Annotated in this window: 22 protein-coding genes; 5 read left to right on the forward strand and 17 right to left on the reverse strand. The window is 67.1% G+C overall.

Features of this window, described 5'->3' with window-relative positions:
- Positions 1-19: 19 nt before the first annotated feature.
- The 13 genes from N5J29_RS08500 to N5J29_RS08560 form a co-directional block, all read right to left on the reverse strand.
- Positions 20-775, reverse strand: a complete 756-nt coding sequence (locus N5J29_RS08500; protein ID WP_128987826.1) for a putative DNA-binding domain-containing protein — start codon at positions 773-775, stop codon at positions 20-22.
- Positions 768-1,646: a DUF692 domain-containing protein gene (locus tag N5J29_RS08505; RefSeq protein ID WP_164152996.1), complete on the reverse strand. Its 879-nt coding sequence runs from the start codon at positions 1,644-1,646 to the stop codon at positions 768-770. The genes N5J29_RS08500 and N5J29_RS08505 overlap by 8 nt, the downstream gene beginning before the upstream one ends.
- Positions 1,633-1,983: a hypothetical protein gene (locus N5J29_RS08510; protein WP_053518199.1), complete on the reverse strand. Its 351-nt coding sequence runs from the start codon at positions 1,981-1,983 to the stop codon at positions 1,633-1,635. Before N5J29_RS08510 ends, N5J29_RS08505 begins: the two co-directional genes overlap by 14 nt.
- A 257-nt stretch (positions 1,984-2,240) precedes the next feature.
- On the reverse strand, positions 2,241-2,948 hold the full coding sequence (phoU, locus tag N5J29_RS08515; protein WP_053518201.1) for a phosphate signaling complex protein PhoU: 708 nt from the start codon (positions 2,946-2,948) through the stop codon (positions 2,241-2,243).
- Between the two features lie 67 nt (positions 2,949-3,015).
- Positions 3,016-3,846, reverse strand: a complete 831-nt coding sequence (gene pstB / locus N5J29_RS08520) for a phosphate ABC transporter ATP-binding protein PstB (RefSeq protein WP_053518202.1) — start codon at positions 3,844-3,846, stop codon at positions 3,016-3,018.
- A 19-nt stretch (positions 3,847-3,865) separates the two neighbouring features.
- On the reverse strand, positions 3,866-4,729 hold the full coding sequence (pstA, locus tag N5J29_RS08525) for a phosphate ABC transporter permease PstA (protein ID WP_164152995.1): 864 nt from the start codon (positions 4,727-4,729) through the stop codon (positions 3,866-3,868).
- Positions 4,729-5,697 carry a phosphate ABC transporter permease subunit PstC gene (gene pstC, locus N5J29_RS08530; RefSeq protein WP_053518204.1) on the reverse strand — a complete coding sequence of 323 codons (969 nt, stop codon included), beginning with the start codon at positions 5,695-5,697 and terminating at the stop codon, positions 4,729-4,731. The genes pstA and pstC overlap by 1 nt, the downstream gene beginning before the upstream one ends.
- 82 nt (positions 5,698-5,779) lie before the next feature.
- The gene (gene pstS / locus N5J29_RS08535; protein WP_164152994.1) at positions 5,780-6,868 is read right to left on the reverse strand and encodes a phosphate ABC transporter substrate-binding protein PstS; all 1,089 of its coding nucleotides are present in this window, start codon (positions 6,866-6,868) and stop codon (positions 5,780-5,782) included.
- A gap of 349 nt (positions 6,869-7,217) precedes the next feature.
- Positions 7,218-8,237 (reverse strand): phosphate ABC transporter substrate-binding protein PstS, encoded by a 1,020-nt coding sequence (gene pstS, locus N5J29_RS08540; RefSeq protein ID WP_065174722.1) that lies wholly within the window; start codon positions 8,235-8,237, stop codon positions 7,218-7,220.
- Between the two features lie 208 nt (positions 8,238-8,445).
- Positions 8,446-9,657, reverse strand: coding sequence for an OprO/OprP family phosphate-selective porin (locus tag N5J29_RS08545; protein ID WP_053518208.1), 1,212 nt, complete (start codon positions 9,655-9,657; stop codon positions 8,446-8,448).
- A 192-nt stretch (positions 9,658-9,849) separates the two neighbouring features.
- Positions 9,850-10,539 carry an endonuclease III gene (gene nth, locus N5J29_RS08550; RefSeq protein ID WP_065181202.1) on the reverse strand — a complete coding sequence of 230 codons (690 nt, stop codon included), beginning with the start codon at positions 10,537-10,539 and terminating at the stop codon, positions 9,850-9,852.
- A complete protein-coding gene (locus N5J29_RS08555) occupies positions 10,539-10,892 on the reverse strand; it encodes a hypothetical protein (protein WP_053518210.1) in 354 nt (117 codons plus the stop codon). Before N5J29_RS08555 ends, nth begins: the two co-directional genes overlap by 1 nt.
- Before the next feature lie 4 nt (positions 10,893-10,896).
- Positions 10,897-11,679, reverse strand: a complete 783-nt coding sequence (locus N5J29_RS08560; RefSeq protein ID WP_065181203.1) for an enoyl-CoA hydratase-related protein — start codon at positions 11,677-11,679, stop codon at positions 10,897-10,899.
- A 167-nt stretch (positions 11,680-11,846) separates the two neighbouring features.
- Here N5J29_RS08560 and N5J29_RS08565 point away from each other — a divergent pair, with 167 nt between their 5' ends.
- The 3 genes from N5J29_RS08565 (at position 11,847) to N5J29_RS08575 (ending at position 14,426) form a co-directional block, all read left to right on the forward strand.
- Positions 11,847-12,548, forward strand: coding sequence for an FKBP-type peptidyl-prolyl cis-trans isomerase N-terminal domain-containing protein (locus N5J29_RS08565; protein WP_005408797.1), 702 nt, complete (start codon positions 11,847-11,849; stop codon positions 12,546-12,548).
- Positions 12,549-12,714: 166 nt separating this feature from the next.
- Entirely contained in the window at positions 12,715-13,527 is an 813-nt protein-coding gene (locus N5J29_RS08570; protein ID WP_065181204.1) for a CoA pyrophosphatase, read from the forward strand.
- On the forward strand, positions 13,524-14,426 hold the full coding sequence (locus N5J29_RS08575) for a sulfurtransferase (protein WP_053518214.1): 903 nt from the start codon (positions 13,524-13,526) through the stop codon (positions 14,424-14,426). Before N5J29_RS08570 ends, N5J29_RS08575 begins: the two co-directional genes overlap by 4 nt.
- A gap of 71 nt (positions 14,427-14,497) precedes the next feature.
- On the opposite strand, the gene N5J29_RS08580 is transcribed toward N5J29_RS08575, so the two are convergent.
- Positions 14,498-15,064: an N-acetylmuramoyl-L-alanine amidase gene (locus tag N5J29_RS08580; RefSeq protein WP_065174726.1), complete on the reverse strand. Its 567-nt coding sequence runs from the start codon at positions 15,062-15,064 to the stop codon at positions 14,498-14,500.
- Positions 15,065-15,136: 72 nt separating this feature from the next.
- Between N5J29_RS08580 and N5J29_RS08585 the strand changes: the two genes are divergently transcribed.
- Together N5J29_RS08585 and rlmKL are read left to right on the forward strand one after the other, a co-directional pair.
- The gene (locus tag N5J29_RS08585) at positions 15,137-15,664 is read left to right on the forward strand and encodes a hypothetical protein (protein WP_111185879.1); all 528 of its coding nucleotides are present in this window, start codon (positions 15,137-15,139) and stop codon (positions 15,662-15,664) included.
- A gap of 145 nt (positions 15,665-15,809) precedes the next feature.
- Entirely contained in the window at positions 15,810-17,948 is a 2,139-nt protein-coding gene (gene rlmKL / locus N5J29_RS08590) for a bifunctional 23S rRNA (guanine(2069)-N(7))-methyltransferase RlmK/23S rRNA (guanine(2445)-N(2))-methyltransferase RlmL (protein WP_164152993.1), read from the forward strand.
- Between the two features lie 31 nt (positions 17,949-17,979).
- Here the strand turns inward: rlmKL and N5J29_RS08595 are convergent, their stop codons facing one another.
- From N5J29_RS08595 to N5J29_RS08605, 3 genes are read right to left on the reverse strand one after another with little or no spacing between them, the layout of a single operon-like run.
- Positions 17,980-18,306 (reverse strand): DUF3325 domain-containing protein, encoded by a 327-nt coding sequence (locus N5J29_RS08595; RefSeq protein WP_053518217.1) that lies wholly within the window; start codon positions 18,304-18,306, stop codon positions 17,980-17,982.
- Positions 18,303-19,931 carry a PepSY-associated TM helix domain-containing protein gene (locus N5J29_RS08600; RefSeq protein WP_164152992.1) on the reverse strand — a complete coding sequence of 543 codons (1,629 nt, stop codon included), beginning with the start codon at positions 19,929-19,931 and terminating at the stop codon, positions 18,303-18,305. Before N5J29_RS08600 ends, N5J29_RS08595 begins: the two co-directional genes overlap by 4 nt.
- Positions 19,928-20,242 carry a DUF3649 domain-containing protein gene (locus tag N5J29_RS08605; protein WP_164152991.1) on the reverse strand — a complete coding sequence of 105 codons (315 nt, stop codon included), beginning with the start codon at positions 20,240-20,242 and terminating at the stop codon, positions 19,928-19,930. Before N5J29_RS08605 ends, N5J29_RS08600 begins: the two co-directional genes overlap by 4 nt.
- Positions 20,243-20,507: the final 265 nt, after the last annotated feature.

Consider the following 20,507-nt stretch of genomic DNA (forward strand, 5'->3'; position numbering starts at 1 on the left):
AATCTCCGGGAGTGGGGCGTCAGGGCGGCGGCGTGATCGGGCCGATTACGCCGGCTTGCAGGAACTGTTGCAGCAGGGCGGCACCGGCCTCGTCCAACGCGTGCTCCTCCAGCCCGTGTGCCAGTGCCAGCTGCCGCAGGTAGGTGTTGCCATCGGCGCCGGGCTGCTCGCCGATGCGGGCCAGCAGATGCACCGCCAGTGGGCTGAGGCTGGCGAAACGCACCTCACCGTCAGCATCGCGCCGGACCAGCAGGCCGGTCGGCTCGGCCGGAGCCGTGCGCGGCGCATCGTCCGCGCCAAGCCGGTGGACCGGCCATTGATACAGCAAGGGCCAGGCCAGCGGCGAACGCTGCAGGGCGACCACCCGCGGATCGATCGCGCCGGCCACCGGCAGCGGCTCGGCCTGCAGCTGGTACAACGCCGTTTCCACCCACTCGTAGTGGGCCAGCTCGGCCAGCGCCGGATGCGGAAGCTGCGGCTGTGCCTGCAGCCACTGCACGAACTCGGCAGCCAGTTCGGTGAACAGCGGACTGCGGCAGCGATGCGTCGCGAAGTAGCTGCGCACCAGGGCACTCCAGCCCGGTTCACCGAGCAGGCGCACGCAGACCGGGAACCCGTTGCTCAACAGACCCAGCAGGTTGTTGAACAGCAGGCGCTGGTACACCGCTACGCGTCGCGGCTCCATGCCGGCCGGCGCGGCCACGGTGTCCGGGTCGCGCAGATGGGCGGTGAACGCGTGCTGCTGCGCACGCAGCCGTTCCGGCGCTTCAGCCATGCGTGCTGCCTCCGGCTGGGGCGGCCTGCAGGCGGCGGATGGTCTGCAGCTCGCTCTGGAGCTCGGCGTATGGGGGGAAGTTGAAGTCGCGTTCGAGCAGGGTGGGGCGGGGGCCGATGCGCGCATAGGTACGTGCCAGCAGCTCCCAGACCGGATCGATCACGGCGCTGCCATGGGTGTCGATCTTCAGGTCCGGCGCTTCATCCAGGTGCCCGGCCACGTGCAGGCAGACGATGCGCTGTGCCGGCAGGCCGGCGATGAACGTGTCGGCGTCGTAGCCATGGTTGCAGGCGTTGACGTAGACGTTGTTGACGTCCAGCAGCAGGTCGCAGTCCGCTTCGGCAAGCACCGCGTTGGTGAAGGACAGTTCGTCCATGGACGGTTCCGGTGCCAGGTAGTAGGACACGTTCTCCACCGCGATGCGCCGGCCGAGCAGGTCCTGCACACGGGCAATGCGCGTGGCGGTATGGCGCACGGCTTCATCGGTGAACGGAATCGGCAGCAGGTCGTACAGATGGCCGTCGTCGCTGCAGTAGCTCAGGTGCTCGCTGTAAAGCGGCACGCGGTACTCGTCCAGGAAACGGCCAACCTGTGCCAGCAGCTGCGTGTCCAGCGGTGCACTGCCGCCCAGCGACAGCGACAGGCCATGGCAGCTCAGCGGATGCCGCGCCGCCAGTTCGGCCAGTGCATCGCCTGCCGGGCCGCCTACGTGGATCCAGTTTTCCGGCGCACATTCGAGGAAGTCGAAGTCGCCGGCCGGCGCCTCGCGCAGCGCCTGCAGCAGCGCGCGGCGCAGGCCCAACCCGGCGGCCGCCGCGGGAAGCGGCGACCGCCGGTGGACAGCGCTGGCGCGGACGTCAGTGCTTGCCACCGCACTTGCCTTCGCCGCACTTGCCTTCGGCCGCCTTCTTGTCGCCGGTGCTCTTGGCCTTGGCATCGGTGCCGGCGGCGGCCTTGCCCTTGTCGCCACCACACTTGCCTTCGGCGCTCTTGCCATCGGCGCCGCACTTGCCTTCGGCATGCTTGGCGGCGTCGCCGGTACGCGCGTCGGCAGCCTTGGCATCGGTGGCCTTGGCGGCCTGGCCGGCCACCAGATAGCCCTGCGCCAGATCGCTCATGCTCAGAGCCGAAGCGCTGGCCGTCATGCCCAGGCCGGCGACAAGGGCGGTAGCGGTCAGCAGGGACAGGGTCTTGTTGGTACTGCTCATCGGTTGTGCTCCTGGGTGGTGTGGGCAGGTGCCCGGGTGGCCGGCAGAGGTGCCGGTGGAAGCGATCGTGCGCCGATCCTACTCAACGAATCCTCGCAGAGAACTCAAATTTTCGTGAGATTTTCCGCGCAGTCAGGGGGCGGGGCCTTGCCAGGCAGGCGCGGCGCCTTTGGAAATGCTGGAAGGCCCAAAAAGAAAGGCCGCTGTCGCGCGGACAGCGGCCACTCTGGAGTCGACTCCGGTGTTGCAGTGCAGCGTCAGGGCTGACCGGTGCTGGAGGTTTCGTCGCGCTTCTCGCGCGGCGGCAGCGGCTGCTCTCCATGCACGAGGAACCAGACGTTCTCGGCGATGTTGGTGGCGTGGTCGCCCACGCGTTCCAGATTCTTGGCCATGAACAGCAGGTGGGTGCACGGCGTGATGTTGCGCGGATCTTCCATCATGTAGGTCAGCAGTTCGCGGAACAGCGCGGTGTACTGCGCATCCAGGCGCGCGTCATCCTCGCGCAGGGCCAGCGCCGCCTCGGCATCATTGTCGCGGTAGGCCGCGATGGCGCGGCGCACCTGCTGTGCGGCCAGCCGGCCCAGGGCGCGCAGGCCCTGGATCTGCGGCAGCGGCGGCACCTTGCCCAGTGCGATCGAACGCTTGGCAACGTTGGCCGCGTAGTCGCCGATCCGCTCGATGTCGGCGGGGATGCGCAGGCCCGCAAGAATTTCGCGCAGGTCGCGCGCCATCGGGCCGCGCAGCGCAAGGCGCATCACGTCGTGGCTGATCTGCTGCTCCAGTGCATCGATCGCCTCATCGTTGGCGATGATGCGATGGGCGGCGTTCTCATCGCGCTTCTCGATCACGTCCATCGATGCTTCGAGCTGGGCGACGGCCATCTCGCCCATGCGCACGATTTCGGCCACCAGGCGCTGCTGCTCTTCGTCGTAGCTCTTGACGATGTGGTCGTTGGGAAGATTCATGGTTGTTCCGTCATGTAGAGCCGGGCCATGCCCGACTGGCGTTGTCTGTGAAGAAGCCGCGGTCCGGTCAGCCGAAGCGACCGGTGATGTAGTCTTCGGTCTGCTGCTTGGACGGCTGCGAGAAGATCACTTCGGTGCGGTCATGTTCGATCAGGTCGCCCAGGTACATGAAGGCGGTGTAGTCCGATACGCGGGCGGCCTGCTGCATGTTGTGGGTGACGATGACGATGGTGTAATCGTTCTTGAGCTCTTCCACCAGTTGCTCGATGCGGCTGGTGGAGATCGGGTCCAGTGCCGAAGTCGGTTCGTCCAGCAGCAGCACGTCGGGGCGCAGGGCGACGGCGCGGGCGATGCACAGGCGCTGCTGCTGGCCACCGGAAAGACCCAGCGCGCTCTGGTTGAGCTTGTCCTTCACCTCGTCCCACAGCGCGCCCTGACGCAGTGCCTGCTCGACGCGGTCGCTCATCTCACCCTTGGACAGCTTCTCGTGGTGGCGGATGCCGTAGGCCACGTTCTCGAAGATCGTCATCGGGAACGGCACCGGCTTCTGGAACACCATGCCTACTTTGCTGCGCAGCCGGTTCATCGGGAACTTCGGCGACAGGATGTTCTCGCCGTCCAGCAGCACTTCGCCGCGTGCTTCCAGCTTCGGGTACAGCGCGTAGATGCGGTTGAAGATGCGCAGCAGGGTCGACTTGCCGCAACCGGAGGGGCCGATCAGCGCGGTGACGCGCTTTTCCGGGATCTCCAGGTTGATGCCCTTGAGGGCGTGGAACTTGTCGTAGTAGAAGTCCAGGCCACGCGCAGCGAGCTTGACCGGAGCCGGGGTATGCAGGTTCTCGTGCGAGGCCGGCACGGCGATGCGCTGCATCGGCACGGCATTGGAAAGATCGTTCATGGTGGTTTCCACGGAAAGGTCAGTCATGGGGGATGCGGTTGCGCAGCAGGAGGCCGCGGGCGGCGAGGCTGACCAGCAACACGAAGACGGTCAGCACCAGGGCACCGGCCCAGGCCAGCACCTGCCAGGATTCGTACGGGCTGCCGGCGAACTGGTTCATCACCACCGGCACCGAGGCCATCGGCTGGAACACGTTGCTGTTCCAGTACTGGTTGCCGAAGGCAGTGAACAGCAGCGGTGCGGTCTCACCGGAGATGCGGGCCAGCGCCAGCAGGATGCCGGTGATGATGCCGGCCGAGGCGCTGCGGTAGAGCACCTGCACGATCACCTTCCATTGCGGGATGCCCAGCGACAGCGCCGCTTCGCGCATCTGCGAGGGCACCAGGCGCAGCATTTCGTCGGTGGTACGCACCACCACCGGCAGCACGATGAAGGCCAGCGACAGCGCACCGGCGAAGGCGGAGAACTGGCCGCCGGTCTGCATCACGTACAGGGTGTACACGAACAGGCCCAGCACGATCGACGGGGCCGACAGCAGGATGTCGTTGACGAAGCGGACCACGGTGCCGGCCTTGCGGGCATTGCCGTACTCGGCCAGCCAAGTGCCGGCCAGGACACCCAGCGGGGTGCCGATGCCGATCGCCAGCGCACACATCACCGCGCTGCCGAAGAAGGCGTTGGCCAGGCCGCCTTCCTGCATCGGCGGCGGTGTCATCTTGGTGAACAGGTCCAGGTTGATGCCGGCCAGGCCCTTCGCGGCCAGGGTGAACAGGATCCAGCCCAGGAAGAACAGACCGAACAGCGCGGTGGCGCAGGACAGCGCGATGGCGACGACATTGCCGATGCGGCGGCGCAGGTACAGCGAGTCAGCGGTGGTGGACATCAGTTGCCCTCCTTGCGGGCCAGGCGCATCAGCATCAGGCGGGCGATGGCGAGCACCACGAAGGTGACGATGAACAGGACGAAGCCAAGCAGCAGCAGCGCCGAGCGGTAGGTTTCAGTGGCCTCGCCGAAGTCGTTGGCGATCAGGGCGGCGATGGTGGTGCCCGGCTCCAGCAGTGACGGCGACAGGCGCACGCTGTTGCCGATCACGAAGGCCACGGCCATGGTCTCGCCCAGTGCGCGGCCAAGGCCGAGGAAGACGCCGCCGATCACCGCCGAACGGGTGTAGGGCAGCACGATGTCCCAGCTCACTTCCCACTTGGTCGACCCCAGCGCATAGGCCGATTCCTTCAGGCGGGTCGGTACGGTCAGGAACACCTCGCGCATGACCGAAGAGATGAACGGGATGACCATGATGGCCAGCACGAAGCCGGCGGTCAGCATGCCGATGCCCAGCGGTGGGCCCTGGAAGATCGGGCCGATGACCGGCCATTCGCCCAGCGTTTCGTTGAGGAACGGGGTGACGTACTCGGTCATCACCGGTACCAGCACGAACAGGCCCCACATGCCGTAGATGATGGAGGGAATGCCTGCCAGCAGTTCGATGGCGGTGCCGACCGGCCCCCGCAGCCAGCGTGGCGCCACTTCGGTCAGGAAGAAGGCGATGCCGAAGCTGACCGGCACGGCGATGACCATCGCGATCAGCGCGGTGACCAGGGTGCCGTAGATCGGAGCAAGCGCACCGAACTTGTTTTCGACCGGATTCCAGTCGGAAGAGAAGAAGAAGCTCAGGCCCTGCATCTGCAGGGCATGACGGCCGCCCCACAGCATCGACAGAGCCGCGCAGGCCAGGGCGATCAGGACGAAGATGACGGTGCCGACCAGCACCCATCGGAACAGTTTGTCGTTGCGGGCATCACGCGCGTCACGCGTGGACGGGGCGGCTACAGGCTGGGCGATGGCATTCATGGGGACGGCAGGGCCAGGAAGGGGCGGGGCGGCACGGCGTGGAAGACACGGTGCCCGCACGCGGCGGGCACCGTCGGATCCATCACTTCAGTTCGGTCGCCCAGTAGGCCTCGATCTGCGTGACCAGTTCGGCCGGCAGCGGCACATAGTGCAGCTCGTTGGCCTGGGCCTGGCCGTTCTCGAAGGCCCACTTGAAGAAGGCCAGGGTGTCCTGGTTGCGCTTGGCATCCTTCGGCTGCTTCTGCATCAGCATGAAGTTGGTGGCGGTGATCGGCCACGCCTGCTCACCCGGAGCATTGGTGATGACCAGATTGAAGTCCTTGGCGCTGGCCCAGTCGGCGCTGGCGGCCGCAGCGGCGAAGGTCTCCGCGCTCGGCTGCACCCAGGTGCCGGCGGCATTCTGCAGCGAGGTGTACGGCATGGCGTTCTGCAGCGCGTAGGCCAGTTCGACGTAGCCGATCGAGCCCTTGATCTGCTTGACGTACGAGGCGACGCCTTCGTTGCCCTTGCCGCCCACACCGTCCGGCCACTGCACCGAGGTGCCTTCGCCGACCTTGCTCCTCCACTCCGGGCTGACCTTGGACAGGTAGTTGGAGAAGTTGAAGGTGGTGCCCGAGCCGTCCGAACGGTGGACGATGGTGATCTTGCCGTCCGGCAGGGTCACGCCAGGGTTGGCAGCGACGATCGCCGGGTCGTTCCAGGTCTTGACCTTACCGAGGAAGATGTCGGCCAGCAGGGCGCCGCTCAGGCGCAGCTTGCCCGCTTCCAGGCCTTCGATGTTGACGACCGGCACCACGCCGCCGATGGCCGACGGGAACTGGGCCAGGCCGGCCTGCGCCAGCTCCTCGCTGCTCAGCGGCTTGTCGGACGAGCCGAAGTCGACCGTGCCGGCCTTGATCTGGGCGATGCCGCCGCCGGAACCGATGGACTGGTAGTTGATCTTGGCGCCGGTGCTGGCGTTGTAGTCGGCCGACCACTTCGACACCAGCGGGAAGATGAAGGACGCGCCGGCGCCGGAGACTTCGGCGGTCACCTTCGCACCGGCGGCAGCCGGGGCAGCGGCACCGTCGGCGGCCGGCTGCTGCGCGGCCTGCTTGTCGCCACCGCAGGCCGACAGGCCCAGGGCAATGGCCAGGGAAAGGGCGGCGAGGCCGGCCGAGTGCAGTTTCATGGTCACTCCATAGCGGGGAAGAGCCGACGGCGTCGGCGGATGCGGCTATGAAATGATGTTTTTGTTACAGCCGTATGACGTCCATGACAGAGGTGTCCTGGATCACGTTCCGACAAGGGTTTCACAGGGGCCTCGCCCACTGCGGACACCCCCGGAGACCGCCGCGGCCGCCCGATCTGCGCACCGGCAGGGTTGTCGGGCCGGTGCAGGGTCGAGCCCCACGTCCCCCGGCGACGGCAGGCCGGACCCCACAAACGAGAAGAGCGCGAGATCCCGAGGATCTCGCGCCCGGTGGGGCCGGCGGGGGAGAGAGGACCCGCCGGCCCCGCTCCTGCGGGGGAGGTCTTGCTCAGTACTTCAGGTTCTGGGTCCAGTAGGTCTCGATCTGGCGGACCAGGGTGTCCGGCAGCGGGACGTAATCAAGCTGCTTGGCCTGCTGGTCGCCGTTCCTGTAGATCCAGCGGAAGAACTCCTGCGTGGCCTTGGCACCGGCGACGTTCTTCGGCTGCTTGCGGACCAGGATGAAGTTGGTGGCGGTGATCGGCCACGCATCGGCACCCGGGGCATTGGTCATCACCAGGTAGAAGTCACGGGCATTGGCCCAGTCGGCGCTGGCGGCGGCGGCCGAGAACGAGGCGTCCGACGGCTGCACGATCTTGCCCGCGGCGTTCTTCATTGCCGCGTACGACATCTTGTTCTGCAGCGCATAGGACAGCTCGACGTAGCCGATGCCACCCTTGATCTGCTTGACGTAGGCGGCCACGCCTTCGTTGCCCTTGCCGCCGATGCCCGCCGGCCACTGCACCGAGGTGCCTTCACCGACCTTGCTCTTCCACTCCGGGCTGACCTTGGACAGGTAGTTGACGAAGTTGAAGGTGGTGCCCGAACCGTCGGAGCGGTGCACGATGGTGATCTTGCCGCTGGGCAGGGTCAGGCCCGGGTTCAGTGCAGTGATGGCCGGATCGTTCCAGGTGGTGATCTTGCCCAGGAAGATGTTGGCCAGGGTCGGGCCATCGAGCTTCAGCGCACCCGGTGCGACGCCGGCGACGTTGATCACCGGCACCACGCCGCCGATCACCGACGGGAACTGGGCCAGGCCGGCCGCAGCCAGTTCTTCCGGCTTCAGCGGCGCGTCGGAGGAACCAAAATCGACGGTCGCTGCCTTGATCTGGGCAATGCCGCCGCCGGAACCGATCGACTGGTAGTTGACCTTCTTGCCGGTGGCGGTGCTGTAGTCCGCCGACCACTTGGACATCACGGGGTAGATGAAGGAGGCGCCCGCGCCGGTGACATCGGCAGCATTGGCGGCGAACACGGACGACGCGGCCAGGATGGCGACAGCGGCGCGCGACTTGAAGGCGTGGATCACGGGAGAGACTCCTGGGGTGGTCGAAGGGCGGTTGCCCAACGTATCGGTGCACATTCCATAACCATTCCGTGACACGGAAAGGTCTGTCATATGACGCCGGTGTGACATCGGATGAGGGGATCGCGCTGCGTTACAGGCGTCACCGCACGTGGCAAGGGCACGACCGCAGTCGTGCCCTTGCCGATGCGTGATGCGATGACGCGGGCTCTTACCAGAAGAACTGCGCGCGGGCTTCCAGGATGTTCGGATCGTCATTGACGAAGCCGCGGGCGCTGGAGCTGTACTTCTTGCTGTCGACCTTCACGTAGTTCAGCATCAGCTTGAAGTTCGAGCGCCAGTACCAGTTGGCGCCGACGGTCCACACATCCATCTTGCCGCCGAGCACGCCATCGACGATCGGCGGGCGACCGGCGACCGGGTTCGCGGCCAGGTTGCCGTCGTTGAGGTCCATGTGGTCGTAGCGCACGCCCAGCTGCCACTGGCCGCTGGCCGGGTTGTTCGGCAGGCCGGTGCCGGGCGTGCCGCCCTTGTAGCTCCAGGTCTCGCCGGTGACATTCCACAGGCCGCTGATGTAGTAGCCGTCGCTGGTGTAGTTGTCGTGGTCGTAGCGCTTGGCCTTGCTGGTGTAGTACTCGGCCTGGGCCTTGAACGGGCCCTGGAAGTACATGGCTTCGGCGCCGACGGTGCTGACGCGGTCGGTGTCGGTCAGGTTGCCGCTGTCGATCAGGCGGGCGGTGGCCAGGTCGGCGTTCGGACGTGCGCGCACGCGCAGGGTGTCGGCGTCGGCGTCGTAGTCCACGTAGCTCAGGCCGAAGTGCAGGACCTGGCCCTTCTCGTTGATCGGAGCCCAGGTGCCACGCGCACCGTAGCCGCTGCCATGGGCCAGGTTGCGGGTCAGCTCGCGGCCGAAGGCGCTGGCGGTGACCGACCAGTTGTCCTGGCCGTAGCTGTAGGCGCCACCCAGGCGGCGGGCGATCGCGTAGGTGTTGGTGACCGCGGCCTTGGAGATGAAGTCGTTGTTCTTGGTGCTGGACAGCTCTTCCAGGCTGTTGGGCTGCTTGAACTGGCCGACCTGGATGAAATGGTTGGCATTGCCCAGCAGCTTGTACTTCACGTTGGTGTCGAGGAACTTGTCCGCCTTGGCGTCGTAGCCGAGCACCCACTCCACGTTGCCCGGGCCCTTGCCCTTGAGCACCAGCTCGGCGCGGCGCAGCTCGAACTCGCTGTCCTTGCCATTGCCGGCATCGCCACCATTGAGGTCCACGACGTCGTTGTGGAACCAGTTGCCGTCGGCCTGGACCAGGCCTTCGAAGGTGATTTCCGAACCGCCGATCACGTCGATGGCGACTTCAGCGTGGGCAGCCGGCACATAGAGCGCAGCGGCCACGGCCACCGTCAGGAGTTGGTGATGCAGTTTCATGGAGAGGAGCCTTGCAGGCAGGTGGGAAGATGCGCGCAGGCTAGAAGGTAAAGATTGCGTAAATGTGACAGTTTCCGCGCGCAGTCTGTCCGCCGCGACCCTTGCCACGACTGGGCCCGGCATTGATGCCGGGCCGATATGACGTGGGGATTGCGCTGCGATGGCATTTACCCGCAGGCGCTGCGGGATGCCTCAGGGGGCCGGTGTCTTGTCCTTGAAGCGGCACAGATCAGCGATCACGCATCCCGGGCAGTCCGGCTTGCGTGCCTTGCAGACGTAGCGTCCGTGCAGTATCAACCAGTGATGTGCGTCGAGCAGGAATTCATCAGGAATCGCCTTGACCAGCCTGTCCTCGACTTCGCGCACGTTCTTTCCCGGCGCCAGTCCCGTGCGGTTCGCAACGCGGAAGATGTGCGTATCCACCGCCATCACAGGTTCGCCGAAAGCCGTGTTGAGCACGACGTTGGCGGTCTTGCGGCCGACGCCGGGCAGGGCTTCCAGTGCCTCGCGTTCGCGTGGTACTTCACCGCCATGTTTCTCCAGCAGGATCGCGCAGGTGGCGATCACGTTTTTCGCCTTGGCGTTGAACAGGCCGATGGTGGCGATGTATTTCTTCAGTCCGTCCTCGCCCAGCGCCAGGATCTGCGCGGGCGTGTTGGCAACGGGGAACAGGCGACGCGTGGCCTTGTTGACGCCGACATCGGTGGCCTGCGCCGACAACGCCACCGCCACCAGCAGTTCGAACGGCGAGCTGTATTCCAGTTCGGTCTTCGGATGCGGGTTGAGTTCGCGCAGGCGCGTGAACATTTCCACCACGTCGGCGCGCGGCATGCTGCTGCCACGCCGCGCTGGCGCGCGGGCGGCCTTCTTCGCGGTGGCCATCAGCGCTCCTTGCCGGTGGCGCGTGCCTTGGCACGGGCGAGGATGGCGGCAGCGGCGGCGGGCAGCGCAGGTTTCACGTCCGGCGCCGGGCGCGGCGTGCGACGCGCATCGCGTTCGGCGTCGCGGCGGGCCAGGCGCACCGCGCGTGCGCGGTAACGGTCACGTGCGGCCCACGCGCGCTGCAACTGCTGCCGCGCCTGGCTGAGCACCTCCGGCAGTTCCGGGTGCCCGGGAACCTCGTGTGTGTCGCCTTCGTTGGCGACATAGTCCATCAGGCCGGCCTGCAGGGCACCATCAAGATCGTCTGCCTGGACCCGGGCGAACAGCAGCGCGGGGTTGGGTCGGGATGCCATGGGGTCAACGGTTCTGGAAGGCGGGGGGACGGCGTTGCAGGAAGGCACCGGTGCCTTCGCGCATATCCTCGGTGGCGAACAGCAGGCCGAACTGCGCGCTTTCGTACTCCAGTCCCGCCTCCAGGCTGCACTCGCCGCCGACGTGGACCGCATCAAGCAGGGCGCGCAGCGCCAGGGGCGCCGAGCGTGCCAGCTGCCGGGCGATGTCCTGCACACGGGTGTCCAGATCGGCCGCCGGCACCACCTCGTTGACGATGCCCAGCGCGAGCGCACGGGCGGCATCGATGGGCGCACCCAGCAGGCACAGTTCCAGGGTGGCAGCCCGGCCGCAGAGGCGCAGCAGGCGCTGGCTGCCGCCGAAGCCGGGGATCAGGCCGAGATTGATCTCCGGCTGGCCGACCTTGGCCGAGTCAGCGGCAACGCGCAGATGGCAGGCCAGCGCCAGTTCCAGGCCGCCGCCCAGGGCAAAACCGTTGACGCGGGCGATGACCGGCTTGGGCATGCGTTCGATCTGACGCATCAGTCCTTGGCCGAGCAGGGAGAAATCACGTCCCTGAACCGCACTGAGTGTGTTCATCTCGGCGATGTCGGCGCCGGCGACGAAGGCCTTCTGGCCGGCACCGGTCAGCACCACCACACGCACCTCGGGGTCGGCCGCGGCGTCCCTGAACGCATCGGCCAGACCCTGCAGGGTCGCGGCATTGAGGGCATTGAGCTTGTCCGGGCGCTGGACGGTCACGGTGCGGATGGCGCCATCGTCGGTGACAGCGATCAGGTCATCGGCCACGGTGAAACTCCTGGAACGTTAAAAAAGAGTGATTTTGAACTCTGCCCGCGCAGACAGGTCATAGCCTGCGTGGTGAGTAGCGGTTACACGTTGTGGCCGTTATCCTAACCCGTCGCCTCAGGGCGGCGCAGAACGTCCCTGAGTTACCACCCCTGGAGAACTGTTTGATGAAGTTGCGTTCTATCGCGGTCGCCGTCGCGGCCCTGGCCCTGACGGGCAATGCCTTCGCCCAGGACGTCTCGTCCGAAAAGGGCAAGCTGAGCTACTACTTCGGTTACGACTACGGCAACAACCTGGCGGAGCTGACCGGTCGTGGTGAGCAGCTGGACATCAACTCGGTGGTGAAGGGTCTGCAGGACGCCTACGCCAAGAAGCAGCCGGCGATCACCGCCGAGCAGCTGAAGCCGGCCGTTGAAGCGTTCCAGAAGCGCGAGCAGGGTCGTGCCCAGGCCGCCAAGGCCGAGTACGAAAAGGCCGCTGCCGAAAACAAGACCAAGAGCGATCAGTTCATCGCGGCGAACAAGGCCAAGGCCGGCGTGCAGTCCCTGCCGAGCGGCGTCCAGTACCGCGTGATCGAAGCCGGCAAGGGTGCCAAGCCGACCCAGGCCAGCACCGTGCAGCTGGAAGTTGCCGGTCCGTTCCCGTACGGCCAGCGCCCGACCGAGGCCCGCCCGGCCCAGCAGATTCCGTCGATCAAGGTCAGCGAAGTCGAAATGAAGGCCATGCGTGAGACCCTGCTGCAGATGCCGGCGGGTTCGAAGTGGGAAGTCACCCTGCCGCCGGACCAGGCGTACGGTGCCGACCCGCGCACCCCGTTCCCGCCGAACGTGGCCGTGCAGTTCGAGATCAAGCTGGTCAGCGTCAAGTAAGCCTCCGCATCAACATCAACGCGCCGGTGATCCCACCGGCGCGTTTTTGTTTGCGCCGCGCGCGGCCGGCAGCATCGGGCCATGCTCGGCGAAGGCGCGCGGCGAAGGACCGCATGCCGCATCTTCAGCCCGCGCAAATTCAGCGCAATCGCGCTACTGTTGCAACGTGCAAACTACGGAAGACCCGGCGCGTGTTGTCGCAAGCCCCTGCATCGGAACGTGCAAGCTGGATGGCAACCGGCTGTGCCGCGGTTGCCGGCGGCACATCGACGAGATCACACGGTGGTCGTCGATGAGCGACAGCGAACGCAGCCACATCCTGCATCGCGTGCTGCCGCTGCGCGAGCAGCTGCAACAATCGCTGCACGGCTCGCTGGCCGACCATGATCGCCTGTTGCGCGCATTGCATCCGCTGGCCGCCCCGCCCGCCGGTGACGGTTGGAACCGCAGTGAACTGATCGACCTGCTGCCGCCGGGTCCGCCGGTGGAAGCGGCGGTGTTGGCCGGCATCGTGCCGCGTGCCAGCGGCGCGCAGGTGATCCTGACCCGTCGCACTGAAACCCTGCGACAGCACGGCGGCCAGGTCGGCTTTCCCGGCGGCCGTACCGAGCCGGATGATCGCGATGCGCTGGCCGCAGCGCTGCGCGAAAGCCAGGAAGAAATCGCGCTGGCGCCTGCGCAGGTGCAGCCACTGGGCTACCTCGATCCGTTCGTGACCATCACCGGTTACCGTGTCACCCCGGTGGTGGCGGTGGTCGATCCGGACTTCGTGCCCGTGCCGCAGCCCAGTGAAGTGGCCGAGGTGTTCGAGGTGCCACTGGATTACCTGATGGCGGCCGACAACCTGCGCCAGGTCGAAATCAACCATCGTGGCCGCATCCGTCATGTGCTCGAGTACGGCTGGCCCGGCCAGCGGATCTGGGGGGCGACGGCGGCCATTCTCTACAACCTGCGTCGCCGCCTGGAGCAAGTGCAATGAAGCCGATCGATCCGCCGTGGACCACCCTGGTCGATGTCGCCACCCTCGCCGCTGCACTGGGCGAGGACGTGCGCGTGGTCGACGCCCGTGCAACGGCGAGCACCGCCGTGCGTGTGGTCGATGCGCGCGCGTCGCTGGGCGATCCGCAGGCGGGCGAGGGCCAGTACCTGGCCGGTCATGTCCCCGGTGCGGTGTACGCCGATCTCAACCGGGATCTGTCCGACCTCACCCGTGCCGGCCACGGTCGCCACCCGCTGCCGGACAGCGACGCGTTCGCCGCACGGCTGGGTCGCTGGGGTATCGCCCCGGAGACCCAGGTGGTGGTCTACGACGGCAGCGATGGCAGCATGGCCGCCGCGCGCCTGTGGTGGCTGCTGCGCCTGATGGGCCACGCGCGGGTGGCGGTGCTCGATGGAGGCATTGCGGCCTGGCAGGCAGCGGGGCTGCCGCTGGCGACCGGTGCGGGCGAGGTTCCGGCCCAGCCTGCCTATCCGGGGCGCTTTGACACCACGCAGATCGCCAACGCCGACGAGATCACCGCCCGGCTCAAGCATGCGCCGGGCTGGTTGCTGGACGCCCGCGCGGGAGAGCGCTTCCGCGGCGAAGTCGAACCGCTGGATCCGGTGGCCGGCCACGTGCCCGGCGCGGTCAACCGCCCGTTCGCATCCAATGTGCTCGATGGCCGCATGCGCGATACGCAGGAGCTGCGTGCCGAGCTGCAGGGCATCATCGGCAATCGCGATCCGCAGCAGGTCGTACTGATGTGTGGTTCCGGCGTGACGGCGTGCCATCTGCTGCTGGCGATGGAAGCGGCGGGCCTGTCCGGGGCGCGCATCTATGCCGATTCCTGGAGCGGCTGGGTGAGCGACAGCAGCCGACCGGTCGCCAGCGGTACCTGAGACAGAACCGGGGTCAGATCCGTTTTCCCGCGCAGAACGGATCTGCCCCCTTCAGGCGGCAGTCCTGCCGGTTACCCGATCGATTGCAGGGGCACCTTCGCCAGCACCCGAGCCCACGGAAACAACGGCCCCGGATCGCGCTTGCGGGCCACGCTCAACGTCGGATCGTCACTGGCCTGCACCTGTTCCCGGTCCAGCTGGTCGTGGCCGGCGATCCGCTGCAGTGAGGGGTAGCGCGCCACCAGGGCCAGCAGCAGCTGTTCCAGGGCCTGCAGCTGCGGCTCGGTGTACGGCTCGTCCATCGCCTGGTGACGGCTGTCGAACCAGTCGGGGTAGCGCCCGCTGTTGACCAGCTCGATGCCCAGCGTCCGTGCGTTCATGCCGCGGACGTGGTGGGCCACGCGCTCAGGTGCCACGTACTGCACGACGCTGCCGTCGCGGTCGATGTAGAAATGGCCGCTGTTGCCGGCGCCGCTGTCGTACAGCACCCGCTCGCCATAGGCACGGGCCGTGGCCAGGTCGGGCAGCTCGGTGCAGTGGATCACCACCATCTCCAGCGTGTCCGGCGCGCGCAGCGGCAGAAGGTCGTGATAGGGCAGGGGCTGCAGCAGCAGGCCGGGCAGGAGCGGGTTGGGCATGCGGCGATGCTAGCATTGCGCAATGAACCTGCATTCTCTTTCGTTGTCGGTGCGCGCCTGCGGAGCGTGCGCATGAGCCGCGGTCACTGCATCCTCTCCCATGGCTTCGAGAGCGGGCCGGAGGCCACCAAGGTCACGGCACTGGCCGAGGTCGCCCAACGCCTGGGCTGGACCCATGAGCGGCCGGACTACACCGATCTGGACGCGATGAGCGAAGTGAGCCGCGTCGGTGACGTGCCGGGGCGTCTGCAGCGCCTGCTGGAACGCGCTGCACATGCGGCGGCACAAGGGCCGCTGGTGCTGGCGGGTTCCAGTCTGGGCGCCTACATCTCTGCGATCGCCTCGTTGCAGGTACCGGTGGCGGGCCTGTTCCTGATGGTCCCGCCGACCACCATGGGGCCCATGCCGGCGCTGGACGCCGCAGCGGTCCCCACCACCGTGATCCAGGCCTGGCACGATGATGTCGTGCCTGCCGCCGGGGTGATCGCCTGGGCGCAGGCGCGCTCGGCACAGCTGCTGCTGGTGGACGATGGCCACCGCCTGGAACGGCACGTGGAGGCATCCGCACACGCCTTCGAGCGCCTGCTGCGCCAACTGTGAAGCCGGGGCGCACGGCGCGCCGGCCCGCATTGACTACAATGGCAGCCCCGCCGCCCCCGGCGCGGGCCTGCCGGCCGTGCCCACGGCCCTCCTTTCCGACTGGCGCGGCTCCCCTGCCGCGCCCGACCACCTGCGAACCGATCCCGTGAAATTCTTCGTCTCCTGCGCCAAGGGCCTGGAATATCTGCTTGCCGATGAACTGTCGGCCCTGGGCCTGGACAAGGCCACTGCCACCATTGCCGGCGTCAATGCCGAGGGCGAGCTGGAGCAGGCGCTGCGGATCGTGATGTGGTCACGTCTGGCCAGCCGCGTACTGTGGCCGATCGACGAGTTCGAATGCCCGGACGAGCAGGCGCTGTATGACGGCGTGCGTGCGCTGCCGTGGCATGAGCACATCAAGCCGGAGATGACCCTGGCGGTGGATGCGCATGTGTCCGGCGACAAGATCACCCACGCCCGCTTTGCCGCGCAGCGGATCAAGGACGCCATCGTCGACCGCATGCGCGATGAGGGCCTGGAGCGGCCGTCGGTCAACACCGATCTGCCGGATGTGCGCGTCAACCTGTCGCTGCGCAAGGGCCGTGCCTCGCTGTCGATCGACCTCGGCGGCGGCCCGCTGCACCGCCGTGGCTGGCGGGGGGCCGCGCACGAAGCGCCGCTGAAGGAGAACCTGGCGGCCGCGTTGCTGCTGCGGGCGCAGTGGCCGCGTCTGCATGCCGCCGGTGGTGGCCTGCTGGACCCGATGTGCGGCAGCGGCACGTTGTTGATCGAAGGCGCGCTGATGGCGGCCGACGTCGCGCCGGGCCTGATGCGCCACGGCAGCCTGCCGCCGAGCCGCTGGCTGGGCTTCGACAAGGTGGCCTGGAAGGCGATCCAGAGCGAGGCGCGCGAGCGCGAGGCCACCGGCCTGGCCGCGCTGAAGCCGGTGATCCACGGCAGCGACATCGATCCGACGGCGATCGAAGCGGCACGCGAGAATGCCGAAGTGGCGGGCGTGGCCCACGCCATCCGCTTCACCCGCGCCGACGTATCCGAGCTCACCTCGCCGGAGCAGGAGATCGGTGCGGTGGTCTGCAACCCGCCCTACGACGAGCGCCTGGCCGCCGATCCGGCGCTGTACCGCGCCCTGGGCGACGCGCTGCAGAAGGCGGTGCCGCAGTGGCGCGCCAGCCTGCTGTGCGGCAACGACGAGCTGGCCTTCGCCACGGGTCTTCGTGCGGCCAAGAAGTACCAGATGTTCAATGGCGCGCTGGAATGCGCGCTGATCGTCTGCGACCCGATCGCGGTGCCGGGGCGTGATCCGGCACAGCCGCGGGAGCTGAGCGAAGGTGCGCAGATGGTGGCCAACCGCCTGCGCAAGAACCTGAAGAAGTTCAAGAGCTGGCGCGCGCGCGAGGACATCACCTGCTTCCGCGCCTACGATGCGGACCTGCCGGAATACGCGGCGGCCATCGATGTCTACGAAGAGGACGGTGGACAGCGCCGTACCTTCCTGCACGTGCAGGAATACGCTGCACCGGCGGCGATTCCCGAGAACGACGTGCGCCGCCGCCGCAACGAACTGCTGGCCGCCGCGCGTGAGGTATTCGGCGTGCCGCCCGAACAGGTATCGATGAAGTCACGCGAGCGTGGCAAGGGCGGCAGCAAGTACGGCCGTTTCGAGCAGCGCGACGAGTTCGTGGTGGTGCGCGAGAATCATGCGCTGCTGCAGGTGAACCTGTTCGACTATCTCGATACCGGCCTGTTCCTGGACCATCGCCCGCTGCGCCGGATGATGGCCGAGCAGGTGCGTGGCAAGCGCTTCCTCAACCTGTTCTGCTACACCGGCGTGGCCAGTGTGCAGGCAGCCGTGGCCGGCGCGGCCAGCACCACCAGCGTCGACCTGTCCGCTACCTACCTGCAATGGTGCTACGACAACCTGGCCCTGAATGGTCAGGGCGGCAACCAGCATCTTCTGGTGCAGGCCGATGCGATGGCCTGGCTGGAAGCCGACCGCGGACAGTACGATGTGATCTTCTGCGATCCGCCGACGTTCTCCAACTCCGCCCGCGCCGATGATTTCGATGTGCAGCGCGAGCAGCTGCGGCTGCTGCGTGCAGCGGTGGCACGGCTGGCACCGGCAGGCGTTCTGTACTTCTCCAACAACTTCCGCCGTTTCAAGCTGGAAGAGAACGCGATCGCCGAGTTCGCCCAGTGCCGTGAGATCACTGCGCGTACCATCGGTCCGGACTTCGAGCGCAACGCACGCATCCACCGTGCGTGGGAGTTGAAGCGTCTGGGTTGAAGGTTCGCCGGGCATGGCCCGGCGCTACCGGCTATGCCAGCGCCACCACCAGGCCCAGCAACGGCAGGGTGATCGCCAGCGGCACGATCCACCGCGGGCGGTAGGGATACAGCCCGAACGACAGCGTCACGCCGCCCACCGTCATCACGCCCAGCCACTGCACCGGGCCCATGGCCCAGCCATGGTCGGCAACGCACAGGGCGAAGGTGACCGCCAGCAGCAACCAGCCCAGAACCCGCCACTGGGCGCGCCGTGCCGGAACGGCGGCTTTGCCGTGCAGATCGTGCTGGTGCCTTTCCATTGCCAGCGACAATGCGGTGAACGCGGAGAAGGAAAGCGCCAGCGCCAGCAGCATCATGCGCTGGCCTCCACTTCGGTGGCTTCGGTCGGTGCCCTGGGCGCAACGGTTGCCGCGGCACGTTTTTTCTTCTCGGCCGCAGACAGCGGTGGCGTCCAGCGCTGCATGCGCCAGCCGCACAGCGCCAGCATCGCACCGAAGGCGATCATCGACAGGTCGAAGCCCGCCAGCACCCAGTCACCGCTGCGCAGGGTAATGCCCAGATGGGCGTGGGTGGTCAGCGCGTTGACCACCGGAACCAGCGCGAATGCGGCTGCGCCCAGGTACAGCTGCCACGTCCACATCACCCGTTTCGGCCAGACGAACGCGGTCAGCAGGGCGCCGCCCCACGCATAGAAGAACACGTTGGCTTCGGCATTGGAGCGATCGGCCAGATCCAGCGGCAGCAGCCGATTGCCCCAGAAGTAGGCGGCAAAGGCGATCGGCAGGCCGGCCACGGTACCGATGTTCAACGCATCGACCAGGCGCAGGCCGAAGCCGGTGCGCCCGCTCTTGGCATGCTTCGGTCGTTCCTTCACTGCCCACAGCACCACGCCACTGGCCACCATCAGGCAGCCGACCAGGCCGGACAGGAAGAACAACGCACGCAGCCCCCAGTCGGCGAAGCGCGCCAGGTGCAGGCCATACAGCACGCCACGGGTGGCGGTGGCACCACCGGAGGCCGGGGTCTGTTCCAGCAGCCTGCCGTCCACCATGTCGTAACGCAGCGAAGGCGTGTCGATGGAAAGACGCTTTCCGTCACGCTGGCGGATGTCGATGACCGCGTTGCGCGCGCCCGGATTGGACACGGTGAAGCCGGCCACTTCGGCGCCATGCCAGTGGGCGCGCGCATCGTCCAGCAGGCGGGCGATCGGCAGCGGCGCGGCGCGGCCTTCGGCCGGCGCGGTTACTTCAGGCAGGCCACCGAAGGCTTCGCTGAAGAATTTGTCCTCATCCTGCGGGTAGGCCACTTTCACGCCCCAGGGCAGGTACATGATCATCAGGGTGACGATGCCCGTGTAGGTGATCATCGCGTGGTAGGGCAGCGCCATCACCGCGCTGACATTGTGGAAATCCAGCCAGGAGCGCAGGCCCTTGTCTTTGCGGAAAGTGAAGAAGTCCTTGAAGATCTTCTTGTGGGTGATCACCCCGGTGATGATGGCCACCAGCATGAACATGGCGCAGAAGCCGACCAGGTAACGGGCCCACAGCACGGGGATGTAGTGCAGGTCGAAATGCAGGCGGTAGAAGAAATCTCCGCCGCGCGTCTGGCGGGCGTTCAGTTCGTCGCCGGTGTTCGGGTCGAGCGTGGCATCGCCGAAGGCACCGCGTCGGCCACGGCTTGGATCGGCCAGCTCGGGTGGCAGGCGCCAGAACAGCTGCATGGCCGGGTTGCGCGGCTGTGGCAGGGTCACGAACCAGGTCTGGGCCTGCCCCGCATGGGCCTGCAGGTAGTCCACGCTGCGTTGCGCGGCCACATCGATGCTGACGGTGCTGGCCGGCAGTTCCGGGCGCATCCAGCGGCTGATCTCTTCACGGTAGTAGCTTGCGGTACCGGCCATGAAGATCAGCAGCAGCAGCCAGCCGACCAGCAGGCCGGTCCAGGTGTGCAGCCAGGCCATCGACTGGCGGAATCCATTCTTCATGCCCAGGCTCCCATCAGCCGCGCGATGCCGGTCATCAGCAGGGCAGGGGCGAGGATGCCGATCCACGCACGCAGGGCACTGCGGGTGGCGAATGCCCACAGCGCGGCACAGGCGGCAACCAGGATGGCCAGCAGCATGCCGGTCAGCACGGTCTGGCCCCGCGCGCCCGGCAGGACGACGGCACAGAACACGCCGGTCATGGAGGCCAGCGCATAGCCACCGAAGATCGCGGCCAGCGAGCGCGACAGGATGCCCCAGCGCGGGTTGCGGAAGAAAACACGGGAGCTGGCGGTTGCGGGCGAGCGGTCCACGGTGGTCCTGTCGGTCGGGGAGGGGATCGAACGCGCCTGCGGCCCCCTTGCGCCCCGCGCACGTCGCCCAGCGTGTCCCATCAATGCAGCGCTGCCCGCGCAGACGGGCAGCCGGAGGTCAGGGCTGTACATGGGCACCGGACAGGTCTTCCTTGCCCGTGCGGCCAAGCGCACCACCGATCAGTAAATGATAGGCATTCGCATTCTGTTAATCAAGGCTGCGTGACGAAAGATGAGTCGTTCCGTGCCCACGCAGCAGGTCAGC

It is taken from the genome of Stenotrophomonas sp. GD03680, assembly GCF_029844625.1.
Classification (GTDB): domain Bacteria; phylum Pseudomonadota; class Gammaproteobacteria; order Xanthomonadales; family Xanthomonadaceae; genus Stenotrophomonas; species Stenotrophomonas maltophilia_P.

Coding starts and splice junctions, on each gene's coding strand:
- N5J29_RS08565 (WP_005408797.1), top strand. CDS start 11,847: ATGAAGTTGCGTTCTATCGCGGTCGCCGTCGCGGCCCTGGCCCTGACG.
- N5J29_RS08555 (WP_053518210.1), bottom strand. CDS start 10,892: ATGGCATCCCGACCCAACCCCGCGCTGCTGTTCGCCCGGGTCCAGGCA.
- pstC (WP_053518204.1), bottom strand. CDS start 5,697: ATGAATGCCATCGCCCAGCCTGTAGCCGCCCCGTCCACGCGTGACGCG.
- N5J29_RS08580 (WP_065174726.1), bottom strand. CDS start 15,064: ATGCCCAACCCGCTCCTGCCCGGCCTGCTGCTGCAGCCCCTGCCCTAT.
- N5J29_RS08510 (WP_053518199.1), bottom strand. CDS start 1,983: ATGAGCAGTACCAACAAGACCCTGTCCCTGCTGACCGCTACCGCCCTT.
- N5J29_RS08500 (WP_128987826.1), bottom strand. CDS start 775: ATGGCTGAAGCGCCGGAACGGCTGCGTGCGCAGCAGCACGCGTTCACC.
- pstB (WP_053518202.1), bottom strand. CDS start 3,846: ATGAACGATCTTTCCAATGCCGTGCCGATGCAGCGCATCGCCGTGCCG.
- nth (WP_065181202.1), bottom strand. CDS start 10,539: ATGGCCACCGCGAAGAAGGCCGCCCGCGCGCCAGCGCGGCGTGGCAGC.
- N5J29_RS08575 (WP_053518214.1), top strand. CDS start 13,524: ATGAAGCCGATCGATCCGCCGTGGACCACCCTGGTCGATGTCGCCACC.
- N5J29_RS08595 (WP_053518217.1), bottom strand. CDS start 18,306: ATGATGCTGCTGGCGCTGGCGCTTTCCTTCTCCGCGTTCACCGCATTG.
- pstS (WP_164152994.1), bottom strand. CDS start 6,868: ATGAAACTGCACTCGGCCGGCCTCGCCGCCCTTTCCCTGGCCATTGCC.
- N5J29_RS08600 (WP_164152992.1), bottom strand. CDS start 19,931: ATGAAGAATGGATTCCGCCAGTCGATGGCCTGGCTGCACACCTGGACC.
- N5J29_RS08545 (WP_053518208.1), bottom strand. CDS start 9,657: ATGAAACTGCATCACCAACTCCTGACGGTGGCCGTGGCCGCTGCGCTC.
- phoU (WP_053518201.1), bottom strand. CDS start 2,948: ATGAATCTTCCCAACGACCACATCGTCAAGAGCTACGACGAAGAGCAG.
- N5J29_RS08585 (WP_111185879.1), top strand. CDS start 15,137: ATGAGCCGCGGTCACTGCATCCTCTCCCATGGCTTCGAGAGCGGGCCG.
- pstA (WP_164152995.1), bottom strand. CDS start 4,729: ATGTCCACCACCGCTGACTCGCTGTACCTGCGCCGCCGCATCGGCAAT.